Annotated in this window: 13 protein-coding genes; all 13 read left to right on the forward strand. The window is 51.2% G+C overall.

What is annotated here, in order from left to right; translation table 11 throughout:
- The first annotated feature begins 106 nt into the window (after nt 1-106).
- The 13 genes from WKR14_RS04900 (at nt 107) to WKR14_RS04960 (ending at nt 14,152) form a co-directional block, all read left to right on the forward strand.
- On the forward strand, nt 107-2,152 hold the full coding sequence (locus WKR14_RS04900; protein WP_339087469.1) for a TonB-dependent receptor: 2,046 nt from the start codon (nt 107-109) through the stop codon (nt 2,150-2,152).
- Nucleotides 2,153-2,524: 372 nt separating this feature from the next.
- The gene (locus tag WKR14_RS04905; protein ID WP_248952977.1) at nt 2,525-3,856 is read left to right on the forward strand and encodes a Na(+)-translocating NADH-quinone reductase subunit A; all 1,332 of its coding nucleotides are present in this window, start codon (nt 2,525-2,527) and stop codon (nt 3,854-3,856) included.
- Nucleotides 3,853-5,052 carry an NADH:ubiquinone reductase (Na(+)-transporting) subunit B gene (locus tag WKR14_RS04910; RefSeq protein WP_039033611.1) on the forward strand — a complete coding sequence of 400 codons (1,200 nt, stop codon included), beginning with the start codon at nt 3,853-3,855 and terminating at the stop codon, nt 5,050-5,052. Before WKR14_RS04905 ends, WKR14_RS04910 begins: the two co-directional genes overlap by 4 nt.
- The gene (locus WKR14_RS04915; RefSeq protein ID WP_039033612.1) at nt 5,045-5,833 is read left to right on the forward strand and encodes a Na(+)-translocating NADH-quinone reductase subunit C; all 789 of its coding nucleotides are present in this window, start codon (nt 5,045-5,047) and stop codon (nt 5,831-5,833) included. The genes WKR14_RS04910 and WKR14_RS04915 overlap by 8 nt, the downstream gene beginning before the upstream one ends.
- Nucleotides 5,833-6,465, forward strand: coding sequence for an NADH:ubiquinone reductase (Na(+)-transporting) subunit D (locus WKR14_RS04920; RefSeq protein ID WP_039033613.1), 633 nt, complete (start codon nt 5,833-5,835; stop codon nt 6,463-6,465). The genes WKR14_RS04915 and WKR14_RS04920 overlap by 1 nt, the downstream gene beginning before the upstream one ends.
- Nucleotides 6,466-6,470: 5 nt before the next feature.
- Nucleotides 6,471-7,079, forward strand: a complete 609-nt coding sequence (nqrE, locus tag WKR14_RS04925) for an NADH:ubiquinone reductase (Na(+)-transporting) subunit E (protein WP_039033614.1) — start codon at nt 6,471-6,473, stop codon at nt 7,077-7,079.
- A gap of 45 nt (nt 7,080-7,124) precedes the next feature.
- Nucleotides 7,125-8,381, forward strand: coding sequence for an NADH:ubiquinone reductase (Na(+)-transporting) subunit F (gene nqrF / locus WKR14_RS04930; RefSeq protein WP_101053896.1), 1,257 nt, complete (start codon nt 7,125-7,127; stop codon nt 8,379-8,381).
- 62 nt (nt 8,382-8,443) lie between these two features.
- Nucleotides 8,444-9,475 carry an FAD:protein FMN transferase gene (locus tag WKR14_RS04935; RefSeq protein ID WP_101053899.1) on the forward strand — a complete coding sequence of 344 codons (1,032 nt, stop codon included), beginning with the start codon at nt 8,444-8,446 and terminating at the stop codon, nt 9,473-9,475.
- A gap of 16 nt (nt 9,476-9,491) precedes the next feature.
- On the forward strand, nt 9,492-9,716 hold the full coding sequence (nqrM, locus tag WKR14_RS04940; protein WP_025011868.1) for a (Na+)-NQR maturation NqrM: 225 nt from the start codon (nt 9,492-9,494) through the stop codon (nt 9,714-9,716).
- 99 nt (nt 9,717-9,815) lie between these two features.
- Nucleotides 9,816-10,802 (forward strand): GGDEF domain-containing protein, encoded by a 987-nt coding sequence (locus tag WKR14_RS04945; RefSeq protein WP_339087470.1) that lies wholly within the window; start codon nt 9,816-9,818, stop codon nt 10,800-10,802.
- A gap of 162 nt (nt 10,803-10,964) precedes the next feature.
- Complete coding sequence (gene bfr / locus WKR14_RS04950) at nt 10,965-11,438, forward strand: bacterioferritin (RefSeq protein WP_335917163.1); 474 nt, start codon at nt 10,965-10,967, stop codon at nt 11,436-11,438.
- A gap of 10 nt (nt 11,439-11,448) precedes the next feature.
- A complete protein-coding gene (gene bfr / locus WKR14_RS04955) occupies nt 11,449-11,916 on the forward strand; it encodes a bacterioferritin (protein ID WP_039033619.1) in 468 nt (155 codons plus the stop codon).
- Between the two features lie 229 nt (nt 11,917-12,145).
- Entirely contained in the window at nt 12,146-14,152 is a 2,007-nt protein-coding gene (locus WKR14_RS04960; protein ID WP_234556048.1) for a methyl-accepting chemotaxis protein, read from the forward strand.
- The last annotated feature ends 33 nt before the right edge of the window (nt 14,153-14,185 follow it).

The following is a 14,185-nucleotide window of genomic DNA, read 5'->3' on the forward strand; positions in this document are numbered from 1 at the left end:
AAGCGACTTGATATTTACTCAAGTCGCTTTTTTTTTGTCCGTAAATCAGTTAGTTTACAAAAATATAACATCAAATATGCGGTAACTGCTGATAGGGGATTGGGATATGAGTCAGAGGCGTGGCTTGCTTAAAGTGAGTGCAGTGGCCGGTTTGGTGAGCGGGAGTTTGGCCGGGCCGTGGGCGCACGCTGCCGAGCCTTTGGCTGCTGACCATCCGGCTTTTGAGGCCACAGCAATCAATGCCATGTACTATGACTCGGCCGAGCGGCAATTGACCGCCGGTGGCGAGCTTATCCCAACCTTGCCTGGCAGTTTCAGTATTCGCGGCGCCGGTGGCAGCGGCCATTCCGGAATAGCGATTATCGAAGACAGGGTCAATCTGGCGCCGGCGCCTTATTCTGCGCCTTATCTGTGGCAACTGCCGGATCCCGATACCCTGGTTGCCAGCTCGGCCAATGCCGCCGGTAACTTGCTCTATGGTGGTAGCGGCAGTTTTGGTGTTTTGGAAACGCAAAGCCTGGGGTTGCATGATACTCCGGGCAAGAGTGTGCGGCTTCAGGGCAATGAGGATAAAGGTTGGGGCGCCGAGGGCCGCGGTCTGATTGATGCCGATGACTATAAGGTATTGCTGCAGGCGAGCCACAGGCGCCAGCAACCCTGGCAAGAACCGAGAAGCGCTGAGCTGGGGCAAGATGACAGCCAGACCAAGGTCCTTTTCAAGATAGCGGCCAACAGCTTGCCGGGTGCCCGCAGTCGGCAACATACTGAATTTAAGTATCAATATTCACAGCAGCGACAGTTTTTACCGGGAATGGGGCTGACGCCTGCCGATTGGCAACTGAACCCTGAGCTGGTGTATGGCGCTGCCACGCAGGATAGACTCAAGAGCCGCAGCCACAGATATCAGCTGTCACACCGCGTTGAGCCTACCGCAGGCTCCCGGGTGTTTACCGAGCTTTACTACCATAGCCATCACAGCTCGCAGTTGCAGATGAGTTTTGCCGATGGCGCCTTTATTCAAGGTGACGCGCTTGAGCAACTGGCGGCCTTGGATGCCGCTGCTATCGGCGCGGTTTCATTGGTCGACTTTCGCCGTGATGATGACTTCGAGGCTATGGGGATCCAGACTCAGGCCATTACTCAATATGGTCGTCACAAGGTGAGTTACAGTGCCCGTTGGCACAGAGACAAGGCCGAGCTGGCCCCCGGCCTGGGGAGTTGGCTGTGGCAGGGTGGACAACTGAGTGATACTGCGGAGAGTTTGAGTATCAGGATTGATGACAAGGCCAGTGTTTGGAGCTCGGCGGTGACGGCTGAGCTCAACTGGTCGGCTGTGACTCTGGAGCTCGGCGTCGGCTATGAAGATGTCAGCTTGGAGCGAAGCAGCGAAACAGTGCCGCTTTCAGCCGCAGATTTCTCCGAAAGTGAATGGTTACCCACGGCAAAGCTTAGTTGGCGCGGGGAGGCACTGAGCCTGTTCATCAGTGTCGGCAGAGCTTGGGCGGCGGCGAGCCCCGGCAACCAGGGGCAACGCTCCCAGCAAGCCTGGCAATATGAACTGGGTGGCCGCTTTGAATCAGGTAGGCTGAAAAGTGCACTGAGCCTGTACCAGCGAGACTTCGATAATCTGCATTTTGATTGCACGGCAAATAGCTTCTGTGACCCAGCGCTGCGCCTCAATCAATACAATCTCGGAGAAGTCGATGTCAAAGGCGTCGAACTGGCGCTCGACTACCGCCTGGACTCAGGTAGTGTCAATTGGCCCATGGGGCTTAAGTACCATTACACCCAAGCCAAGGCGCAGCACTCGGGTTGCCTTATGCTGAGCGGACCTTGCCTGATGGCAGATGAACAGTTGCCCTGGTTGCCCGAGCATGCCTTGAGTCTCCATGTTGGGTTGGAGTGGGACGGCTTTAAGGCCAAGGCTCAGGGAATTTATCGTTCAGAAGTGGCAAGTCTTAGCCCTCAGGAGACGGCAAAAGACAGCATGCAGCTGGATCTGCTGCTGAGTTATGACTTCAACTCAAAACATCAGCTCTATTTTCGCGCTGAGGATCTGCTCGATGACGCTAGTCCGTTACGTGAAGATGACAGTGGTTTATTGGCAAGTGTTGGCCGACGTTTACAGCTGGGCTACCGAATGAAATTTTGAAGCAGAGCCTCCCCGGCAAGGCCCTGAAGATGAAATAAGTATTTTTGACTATTTAGTCTATTATTTCTTTAAAAATTAAAGGTATAACTTTGTGCGTCAGGACAAAATCCTGCCTTTTGCCTACTTGTCGCTATCTCTGGTTAACTCGTTTGGCTCAATTCTCTCTTGGTCACTTTGAAAGCAGGTTAAAACACTACAATTTTCGTGGCGATAGCGTTGCAATTGGGGTAAAATGCGCGCGACCAGCGTGATTGCGATCGCATTTCTGTGATAAATCTGCGCTAGCTCAACGCTCGATTTTTTTGTGTGAGAGTCGGGGGTTAGCAGGAACGCGGCGCATTGTCTTTCCTTCAAAACGTAGTGCATGTGGATATGATTACAATTAAGAAAGGATTGGATTTGCCTATAGCAGGCGGACCAAAGCAAGTTATCCATGATGGCCCAGCCATTAAACACGTAGCTACTTTGGGTGAAGAGTATATTGGCTTACGTCCAACGATGAAGATCAAAGTGGGCGATAAAGTGCAAAAAGGTCAGGTGATTTTTGAGGATAAAAAGAATCCTGGCGTTAAATATACGGCTTTGGCCAGTGGCACAATATTAGAAATCAACCGCGGCGCCAAACGTGTTCTGCAGTCGGTCGTCATAGAAATAGAAGGGGACGAAGCCGTCTCTTTTGCCAAGTATGATGCCCAGGCTCTGGATACTCTGGAACCGCAGCAGGTTCGCGACAATCTGATTGAATCAGGTATGTGGACCGCATTGCGCACCCGTCCTTTCAGTAAGGTGCCGGCAGTGGATGCGACAGCAGCGGCTATCTTCGTGACAGCCATGGACACCCAGCCACTGGCGGGCGATCCTCAAGTTGTTATCGCTGAGCATAAAGACGATTTCGTCAACGGCCTGAAAGTACTGGCCCGACTGACAGACAAAGTCTTCGTCTGTAAAGCACCAGGAGCAGACATTCCAGCGGGTAATGCCCAAGTGGAAGAGTTTGCCGGCCCCCATCCGGCGGGTCTGCCTGGGACTCATATCCACTTCTTGATGCCTGCCTCTGCCCGTCGCAGCGTATGGTACCTGGGTTATCAGGACGTCATCGCGATAGGTCAGCTGTTTACCACAGGTGAATTGAACAACCAGCGCATAGTGGCCATCACAGGCCCCAAAGCCAAGAACCCTCGCTTGGTGCGTACTCTGCTGGGTGCCAGCACTCAGGCCCTGACCCAAGACGAAGCCGATGGTCAAGTTCGGGTTATCTCAGGTTCTGTGCTTAACGGCCGTACAGCAATAGGTCCTCATGCTTATATGGGACGCTACTTCCAGCAGTTGACCCTGATTGAAGAGGGGACCGAGAAAGAGTTCTTCGGTTGGGTGATGCCCGGATCCGATAAATACTCCATTACCCGTGCCTTCCTGGGGCACTTGAGTCCTTCCCGACTGTTCAATATGACCAGCAGTACCGGTGGTTCCGAGCGGGCCATGGTGCCTATTGGCAACTATGAGCGGGTGATGCCTCTGGATATTCTGCCCACTATGTTGCTGCGCGATCTGCTCTCCGGTGATACCGATGGCGCCGTGGCATTGGGTGCGCTGGAGCTGGATGAGGAAGACCTGGCACTGTGTACTTTCGTATGTCCCGGTAAGTATGACTATGGTTCATACCTGCGTGACTGCTTGGAGACCGTCGAGAGGGAAGGCTTATGAGCTTGAAAGATTTTCTTGAGCGTATTGAACCGCAATTTGAAAAGGGCGGTAAATACGAGAAGTGGTATGCGCTCTATGAAGCCGCAGCGACCATTTTTTACACCCCGGGTAAAGTGAACAAGGGCAAGACCCATGTGCGCGATAACCTGGATCTGAAACGCATGATGATTACCGTTTGGGCCTGTACTTTCCCCGCCATGTTTGTCGGGATGTACAACGTGGGTCTACAGGCACAAATCGCCCTGGCCGCTGGTTTCGGTACTCCCGATGTTTGGCAGGTGGGGCTGTTTGAGCTCTTCGGTACTCAACTGACTGCCGATTCCGGCTGGGCCACCTTGATGTGGTATGGCGCCTGCTTCTTCCTGCCTATATATGCAGTGACCTTCGCGGTTGGTGGTATTTGGGAAGTGCTGTTCGCCTCGGTTCGTGGCCATGAAGTCAACGAAGGTTTCTTTGTGACCTCAGTACTGTTTGCCTTGACCTTGCCGGCAACTATTCCATTGTGGATGGTGGCACTGGGTATCACCTTTGGTGTGGTCGTGGCCAAGGAAGTGTTCGGTGGTACCGGACGTAACTTCCTCAACCCTGCACTGGCCGGTCGTGCTTTCCTGTTCTTTGCCTATCCGCTGAATATGTCCGGTGACACTTCTTGGGTCGTTGCTGACGGTTTCTCCGGCGCCACAGCGCTGAGTCAAGCGGCTTCAGGTACTCTGGACTACGCCTTCAACCAGAACTGGTGGGACGCCTTCTTTGGCTTTATTCCTGGTTCCGTCGGTGAAGTTTCTACCCTGGCTATTCTGCTCGGTGGTCTGGTTATCATCTATACCCGTATCGCTTCCTGGCGCATCGTCGGCGGCGTGATGGTAGGTATGATTGCCGTCTCTCTGCTGCTGAACCTGGTCGGTTCTGAAACCAACCATATGTTTGCCATGCCTTGGTACTGGCACCTGGTACTGGGTGGTTTTGCCTTCGGTATGATGTTTATGGCCACTGACCCAGTGTCGGCTTCCTTCACCAACCAGGCCAAATGGGCTTACGGTATCCTGATAGGTGCTATGGCAGTATTTATCCGTGTCATCAACCCTGCATTCCCTGAGGGCATGATGCTGGCGATTCTGTTTGCCAACCTGTTTGCGCCACTGTTTGACCATTTTGTAGTCCAGGCAAACATCAAGCGGAGGATTGCTCGTGGCTAGTAATAAGGATTCGTTCGGAAGAACGCTATTTGTTGTCGTTGGCCTGTGTCTTGTCTGCTCGATTTTCGTATCGACTGCAGCGGTATTGCTCAAGCCAACCCAGCAGGAAAACAAACTGCTGGATAAGCAGAAGTTTATTCTGGAAGCCGCCAACCTGATCGATACCAAATCCGGCAAGGTCAGCAAAGATGTGGTTCTGGAAACTTACAAGAAGTATGTTGAAGCCAAGGTTATCGAGCTGAAAACCGGTGACGAAGTCACAGATATTAACGGCGATACCTATGATCAACAGAAAGCCTCTCGCGATCCTGCCACCTCAGTGGTGCCTGAGCATGACATAGCTTCGGTTAAGCGGATCGCCAAAAACGCCGTGGTTTATCTGGTGCGTGATGATGCCGGTAAAGTGACCAGCGTGATCCTGCCGGTTCATGGCTATGGTCTGTGGTCAACCATGTACGCCTTCCTGGCTTTGGAACCGGACATGAATACCATCCAGAACCTGGTGTATTACAACCAAGGTGAAACCCCTGGACTTGGCGGTGAAGTTGAAAACCCAAGCTGGAAAGCCAAATGGCAGGGGAAGAAGCTGTTTGATGAGCAGGGCAACATAGCTATTACCGTGACCAAAAACCCAGCCGTTGCCGAGTCAGCTCATGGTGTTGATGCCTTGTCTGGTGCAACTTTGACCAGTAATGGTGTTCAGCATTCGCTGACATTCTGGCTGGGCGAGGAAGGTTTTGCTCGCTTTATTGAAAAAGCACGCAATGGAGGATTGAGCTAATGGCCGATAGTAAAGAACTCAAACAGGTTCTCACTGGACCTATAGTCAGCAATAACCCTATTGCGCTGCAGATCCTCGGGGTGTGTAGTGCCCTGGCGGTAACCAGTAAGCTGGAAACCGCATTGGTGATGACCATAGCATTGACGGCGGTAACCGCGTTTTCCAACCTGTTTATCTCCATCATACGTAACCATATTCCTGCCAGCGTGCGGATTATCGTACAGATGACCATTATTGCTTCGTTGGTAATAGTGGTGGATCAGGTGTTGCAGGCATACGCTTATGACATCGCCAAGCAGCTGTCGGTATTCGTTGGTTTGATTATTACCAACTGTATCGTGATGGGTCGCGCCGAGGCCTATGCGATGAAGACCCCGCCGCTGATGAGCTTTATGGATGGTATAGGTAATGGCCTGGGTTATGGTCTGGTACTGATGAGCGTAGGTTTTGTCCGTGAACTCTTTGGTAACGGTTCGCTGTTTGGCGTCGAGATACTTTCCAAAGTATCAGACGGTGGCTGGTATCAGCCCAACGGCCTGTTACTGCTGCCGCCAAGTGCCTTCTTCCTGATCGGTATTCTGATTTGGATAATCCGCACTTATAAGCCAGAGCAAGTAGAAGCAAAAGGGTAAGCGCGATGGAACATTATATCAGTTTGTTAATTCGCTCTGTTTTCATCGAAAACATGGCACTGGCCTTCTTCCTGGGGATGTGTACCTTCCTGGCCGTTTCCAAGAAAGTGAAGACGGCCATGGGGCTTGGGGTTGCGGTTATTGTGGTGCTGACCATTTCAGTACCTGTTAACCAGATAATCTATCAAGGTATTCTGGCTCCTGGCGCACTGGCTTGGGCTGGTGTCCCGGATGCCGATCTGAGCTTCCTTAAGTTCATTACCTTTATCGGTGTTATCGCAGCTTTGGTTCAGATCCTGGAAATGGCTCTGGATAAGTACTTCCCGCCACTGTACAACGCCTTGGGGATCTTCCTGCCGCTGATCACAGTAAACTGTGCGATTTTCGGTGCGGTATCTTTCATGGTTGAACGTGACTACAACCTGGGTGAGAGCCTGGTGTTCGGTTTCGGTTCCGGTTTTGGCTGGGCATTAGCTATCGTCCTGTTGGCCGGTATCCGTGAGAAGCTGAAGTATGCTGATGTGCCTAATGGTCTGCGTGGTCTGGGTATTACCTTTATCACTGCGGGTCTGATGGCCTTAGGTTTCATGTCGTTCTCTGGTGTGTCCCTTTAAGGGGCACCAAGCGGCTTCCGAAATTGAACCTCTAAGGATAAGTTAATGGATATTCTTGGTATTTTTAAGTCTACTCCACTCGAGGTTTACCTCGGTGTGAGTATGTTTACCGCGATAGTTCTGATCCTGGTACTGGTGATCCTGTTCGCCAAATCCAAGTTGGTCTCCAGCGGTGATATTACTATTGGCATCAACGGTGACCCAGAGAAGGCAATCACCACTGCTGCCGGTGGCAAGTTGCTGGGCGTTTTGGCCAACAACGGTATCTTCGTGTCATCAGCCTGTGGTGGCGGTGGCTCTTGTGGTCAGTGTCGTGTCAACGTTAAGTCCGGTGGCGGCGATATTCTGCCAACCGAACTGGATCATATCAGCAAGGGTGATGCCCGTAAGGGGTGCCGACTGTCTTGTCAGGTTAACGTCAAGTCAGATATGGAAATTGAGCTGGATGAAGAGATCTTCGGCATCAAGAAATGGGAATGTACTGTTATCTCCAACGATAACAAGGCAACCTTCATTAAAGAGCTCAAGCTACAGATCCCCGATGGCGAGTCAGTACCTTTCCGTGCCGGTGGTTATATTCAGATTGAAGCCCCGGCTCACCATGTGAAGTATAAAGACTTCGATATTCCAGCAGAGTATCGTGGTGACTGGGAACACTTTGGTTTCTTCAACCTCGAATCCAAGGTTGATGAAGAAACCATTCGTGCATACTCTATGGCAAACTATCCGGAAGAGTTCGGCATTATCATGCTGAACGTGCGGATTGCTACGCCTCCACCACGGAATTTGAGCCTGCCTTGTGGTAAGATGTCGTCTTACATCTGGAGTCTCAAGCCAGGTGATAAAGTCACTATCTCCGGCCCATTCGGTGAGTTCTTTGCCAAAGATACCGATGCTGAAATGGTCTTTATCGGTGGTGGTGCAGGTATGGCGCCTATGCGTTCTCATATCTTCGACCAGCTCAAGCGTCTTAAGTCCAAGCGTAAGATGAGTTTCTGGTACGGTGCCCGTTCCAAGCGCGAAATGTTCTATGTTGAAGATTTCGATGGCCTGGCGGCAGAGAATGATAACTTTGTCTGGCATGTGGCCTTGTCCGATCCTCAGCCTGAGGACAACTGGGATGGCTACACAGGCTTCATTCACAACGTGCTCTATGAGAATTACCTCAAGTCGCACGAAGCCCCTGAAGATTGCGAGTTCTACATGTGTGGACCTCCAATGATGAACGCAGCGGTAATTGCTATGCTGAAAGATCTTGGCGTTGAAGATGAAAACATCCTCCTGGATGACTTCGGTGGCTAAGCATTAGTTCATTCCCTGGCACTGCCTTTTGGCAGTGCCAGTTTGTAAGGGAAATTCATAGTATGCAGTTCAAGACCGCTAAGTTTACAACGCTGGCAAATTGGCTGGTCCTTATGGGATTGGCCTTTTTTGTTTCTGGGTGCAGCAGTCAGGATGATGTGATAGCACTTTCCGGAAGCACTATGGGCACCACTTATCATATTAAAGTGGTCAACAGTGAGCGCTTGCCGGATGCCCAGCTATTACAGGCTGAAATCGATATGGCGCTGGAGCAGGTGAACGACCAGATGTCCACCTACAGACCCGACTCCGAGCTTTCACGTTTCAATCAGCTCAAGCAAGGCCAGAGCCTGGCCGTTTCTGCTGATACTATTACCAATATTCGTGAAGGTATCAGGTTATATCAGCTCACCGATGGCGCGCTCGATATTACCCTGGGGCCCTTGGTCAACCTGTGGGGCTTTGGCCCGGACAAACGGCCTCTGGAAGTGCCTTCTGCCGAGCAGATAGCCGAGGCCAAGGTACGAATGGGGATAGATGCCATTCAAATAGAAGGGGATAAGCTCAGCAAGAGTCAGTCCAGCGTCTATGTGGATTTGTCATCCATAGCCAAAGGATTCGGGGTCGATAAAGTGGCTCGTTTGCTGGATAAGTATCAGCCCAAAGGTTATCTGGTGGAGATTGGCGGTGAGATTAGCGTTAAGGGAAGCAAAGGCGATGGCAAACCCTGGCGGGTGGCGATAGAGCAGCCGGCGGAGAATGGCCGGGCAGTGCAACAGGTGATAGAGCCTGGCACCATGGCCATGGCTACCTCGGGCGATTATCGTAACTATTATGAGGAAGACGGACAGCGCTTTACTCATATTATCGATCCCCGCAGTGGCTTTCCGGTAGAGCACAGATTGGCCTCTGTCACTGTGTTGCACCCTGACTGCATGACGGCTGATGGTTTTGCCACTGCCATGATGGTGATGGGCACAGAAGCATCACTGGCCTTAGCTGAAGAAGAGAAGCTGGCCATCATGCTGATTGAAAAACAGGACGAAGGGTTTAAGGTATACTATAGCTCTGCGTTTAAAGCCTTCGTTCACTAGAGTAATTGGAGCCTTTATGAGTACTTTTATTGCAGCCTTTGTGATACTGCTGGCATTTTTCCTGCTGATGTCTGTGGGCTATTTAATCAAGCGCAAGGCGGTGCAGGGCAGTTGTGGTGGCCTCGGGGTCTTGGGTATAGAAAAGGCCTGCGATTGTGATGAACCTTGCGATAAACGCAAGGCCCGTGAAGCGGCTGAAGAAGCCCGGCGCGAGCGTTTAACCAAAGATAGAATTATTTGAAAAAGGGCCTCTTCGGAGGCCCTTTCTTCATTCATCGCCCTCGTCATTTTCTCCTGTACTACACTCAGTGGCAAAGCGGTCTGTAGAGGAGATATGCCCATGAGCCGGGAGCCGGAAGCTATTCTCGATTCAGTGGTACAGTTGACCGAGCAGCGGCAGTTGGATTCGCTGGCTGAGAGCCTGGTGTCCACAGTATCGCAAATGCTCAGTATAGATGAGGTGTGTATCCTGGATGTGGATAAGCTCACCAAGCGTAAGGGGGGCCTGGATGGCCAGCGCAATGTCAGTAGCGCCAGCTTGGCGGTGTCGGTCAAACTCTGTATCGAACAGCAAAGGGAGATCTGTTTCTCCAACGGTCTGCATCAGGAGTTGGCCGTTCCCATCATCATCAATGATAAACTCACCAAGGTGCTCTTGGTCAGCGCGCCTTTATTGACTGAGCAAGACAGGGTTCTACTCAGAGGTTTTGCCAAGGTCTATGAGAACTATTTTCACATAGTGGTGGAGAGCGAAACTGACAGCCTGACCAATTTATTAAACCGCAAGGCTTTTTTGCCACAGCTTTACAGTTCGGTAGAGATTGCCTGTGACCTCCTGCAGGAACAAGCGCAGGCAAGTCAGGATGCCGACGAGGAGCTCAAGCTGTGGATTTGTATCTTCGATATAGATTACTTCAAGAAAATCAACGATACCTTTGGTCATCTCTATGGCGATGAAGTCTTGTTGCAGGTTTCGGCGCTGATGAAGCAGGTGTTTAATCCCCAGGATCTTATGTTTCGTTTCGGCGGTGATGAGTTTGTTATTTTGCCGGCACCGCGAAGCCGCAGGGCGCTTATCGAATTGTGTCAGGAGTTCACCCAGAATTTGGCTCAATTGCAGCAAGAGCGTTTAGGCGGGATCCGCATCTCTATGGGCATTGTGGGAATCGATCCCCGAGTTGATCCCGGCACCTTGCTCAATCAGGCTGACAATGCACAGTATTTTGTTAAAGGCAATGGCCGTAACCAAGTAGCGTTTTATGGGCAACTGCTGGCGGAAGGCAAGCTACAGAGACCAGAGATAGAAGATGATATCGAGCTTTTTTAATCACTTGAACACAAAATCGGCTTGCTAACCTTAGTCAATATGATAATGATTATCTTTTGTAAGCTGGTGAAATTAAAGGTTAATTTGTAATACCCTCTACTTTAGGCTAGGCTGGAAAAACTTGACTTGGATCAAGTTTAATCAAAGCTAAAGGACGAGATAATGAAAGGTCATCCCAAAGTGGTTTCCCAGCTCAACAAGGTGTTGACCTGCGAGTTGACAGCCATCAATCAGTACTTCCTTCATGCCCGCATGTTCAAGAACTGGGGCCTGGAAGGACTCAACCATAAAGCCTACAAGAAATCGATTCAGGATATGAAACACGCCGATAAGCTTATCGAGCGGGTGTTGTTTCTCGAAGGCCTGCCCAACTTGCAACAGTTGGACAAGCTGCGTATAGGTGAACACAGCGAAGAGATGCTGGCCTGTGACAAACAGATGCTGGAAGAACAACTGACTGTGCTGCGTGATGCCATTGCCCTGTGTGAGATTGAACGTGATTATGTCAGTCGCGATATCCTCGAGGATCTACTGGAAGATGAAGAGGAACATCTGGATTGGCTGGAAGCTCAGTTTGAGCTGATAGGCCTGACCGGACTGGCTAACTATCTGCAATCACAGATTGATACAGAATAAGGAGACAGATATGAAAGGCCATCAGCAAGTCATAGATGTGCTCAATAAGCTGCTGACCGGGGAACTGTCGGCAATGGATCAGTATTTCGTACATGCTCATATGTATGAAGACTGGGGGCTAAATGAGCTCTATGAGCGTATTAAACATGAGTCGGATGATGAAAGAGAGCATGCCGCCAAGTTGATTGCACGGATCCTGTTTCTGGAAGGCACTCCGGATGTTGCCAGTCGCGATGCCCTCACCATAGGTAAGAATGTGCAGGAGATGCTGCACAACGACTTGCAATATGAATACAAGGTTGCCGCCAATCTGAGAGAAGCCATCACCCTGTGTGAACAACTCAAGGACTATCAGAGCCGGGAGTTATTGGAGCTATTACTTGAAGAAACTGAAGACGACCATATGTATTGGTTGGAGAAGCAACTGGGCCTTATTGGCAAGGTTGGACTACAGAATTATATCCAGTCCAAGATGTAATGGTATTAAAGCCGTCACCACAGGAGCCGCTATTGCGGCTCTTTTGCTATCTGGTGTTGGTTGAATGCACTTAAGTTGGTAATAAGATACTGAATCGCTTCGGTTTGGTGCGGGCGATTGTTTACATAGAAAATTATATTGTTTCTTGTCATTTAATAGTCAAACTTGTTAACGGATTCTGATACATTGCTGGTTTCCTTAAATAAAAATATAACAAATAGGACTCGCAATGGAGCAGATAAGGCGTTCCCTCAGTTTGCAACTTGTATTGGCTATCGCCGGTGCCCTGGCGCTGTTGTTGTCTATCGTGGCGGCTGTGATGGTTAAGAGCAGCAGCGACGATACCCGTGCCCGTATAGATCAGGATATATCGGCGCTGATCACCCTCAAGGCCAATGAAATCGGCAACTACTTCTACGCCAAGGGGCAGATTATTCACTCTGTCTTTGCTAACCCTGCCATCAATAACTGGTTTGCCACATACCATAGCCGTGGCTCAGATCTCAGTCTCGATCCCGGCTATCAACAGCTGGTGGATTACTTTCACTTTTTCTCCGAGCAGGACAAGGAGATCAAGTCGGTGTTCTTCGGCTCGGCCAATACCTTCGAGTACTTTGATCTCAATGGCCGTTACGATGGCGATCCCGACTACTACACCAACAAACGTCCCTGGTGGCAGGAGGCGATAGACAAAAATGGTTTGTTTGTCGGCGACCCGGCTGTGGATGCTAACGACGGCTCAATCTCGGCCACAGTCAAGACAGTAGTCAAGGATGCCAATGGTCGCCTGATAGGCATAGGCGGTATGGATATTCTCATCGATACCATAGGTAAAAACCTGCTGGCGCCAATCAAATATCGGGGCGAAGGCCAGGCATTTTTGATGACGGAGCAGGGAAAGTTGGTGTACTTCCCGGGTTTTAATCAAACGTTCCCCGCCGGCTCTGATGCGGCCGTTATTGACAATCTCAGCGGTGACAATCAGGGCTTTAGTGAACTGAAACGTGAAATGCAAACCCGGGATGCCGGTATCGCCGAAGTCACTTATCAGGGAGAGTTGCAGCGAGTGAGCTATATTGCCATTCGCGGTGATTATCCCAAGGTGCGCTGGTATTTGGGGTTCATGTTGCCCAATGAAGTGTTTCAGGCTCCTGTGAAGCAAAGCCTTTGGCAAACCAGCCTGGTTTCAGTGGGGATTATTTTACTGGTGGCGTTAACCGTTTTCCTGATGATGCTGCCGTTTCGGCGTAATCTCAATAGCCTGCTGCACACCATGGAAGATATCGCCGAGGGTGAGGGCGACTTGTCACGCCGCATTGAAATCAACCGCACCGATGAACTTGGGCGTCTTGGCGCAGCATTCAATCGTTTTGCCGCCAAGGTGCAGAGTCTGTTGCTGGAAACCCGTGAGCTCAGTGGTCGGGTGGATAATGGGGTTGCCGCCGCGGCTGAGGTGTGTGACAACGCACTGGCCTCTGTCAGTGCCCAGAAACAGGAAATTGCCTCGGTGGCTACAGCTGCTACCGAAATGGCCCACACAAGCCAGGAGATGGCGACCAGCGCCCAACGAGCCGCCGAGTTTGCCGAGACGGCACTGTTGCAGTCCAGAAACGGCGCAGATGTGGTGCAGCAGGCCAGTCAGGGAATGCACTCACTTTCCACACAGGTCAACCAGGCTGCCGGGGTTATTCGGGCGCTCAGAAGCAGCTCAGAGGAGATAGGCGAGGTGCTCAGTGTGATCCGCGCCATTGCCGAGCAAACCAATCTGCTGGCACTCAACGCCGCCATTGAAGCGGCCCGCGCCGGGGAGCAGGGAAGGGGCTTTGCGGTTGTTGCCGATGAGGTGCGCACCCTGGCATCCCGCACCCAGGACTCGACGACCAATATTCAGGGCATTATCCAAACTCTGCAGCAACAGGCACAGCAAGCCGAACAGGTGATGGAAGCCGGAGTCAGGGAGGCCAACCAGGGCCAAAGCCTGACTCTGGAAGTGGAGCGAGCATTGACAGAAATCACCGCGGCAGTGGATGCCATCCAGTTGCAAACCATGGAGATCACAGCGGCTATAGGCCAGCAGGCTGTGGTGGCCGAAGAAGTGGCCTGCAATATTGAAAATGTTCGTGGCCGCTCCGATGAATCCCTGAGCGCCAGCGAAGAATTGTCACAAAAGATGCGGGCATTTCAACAGTTGGCCACGGCTCTGGGGCGCAACATAGGTCAGTTCCGCATAGATTAAGACGAGCTTTAAATCCATAAAGGAGAGCCCAGG

The organism is Shewanella chilikensis (assembly GCF_037953065.1).
Taxonomy (GTDB): domain Bacteria; phylum Pseudomonadota; class Gammaproteobacteria; order Enterobacterales; family Shewanellaceae; genus Shewanella; species Shewanella chilikensis.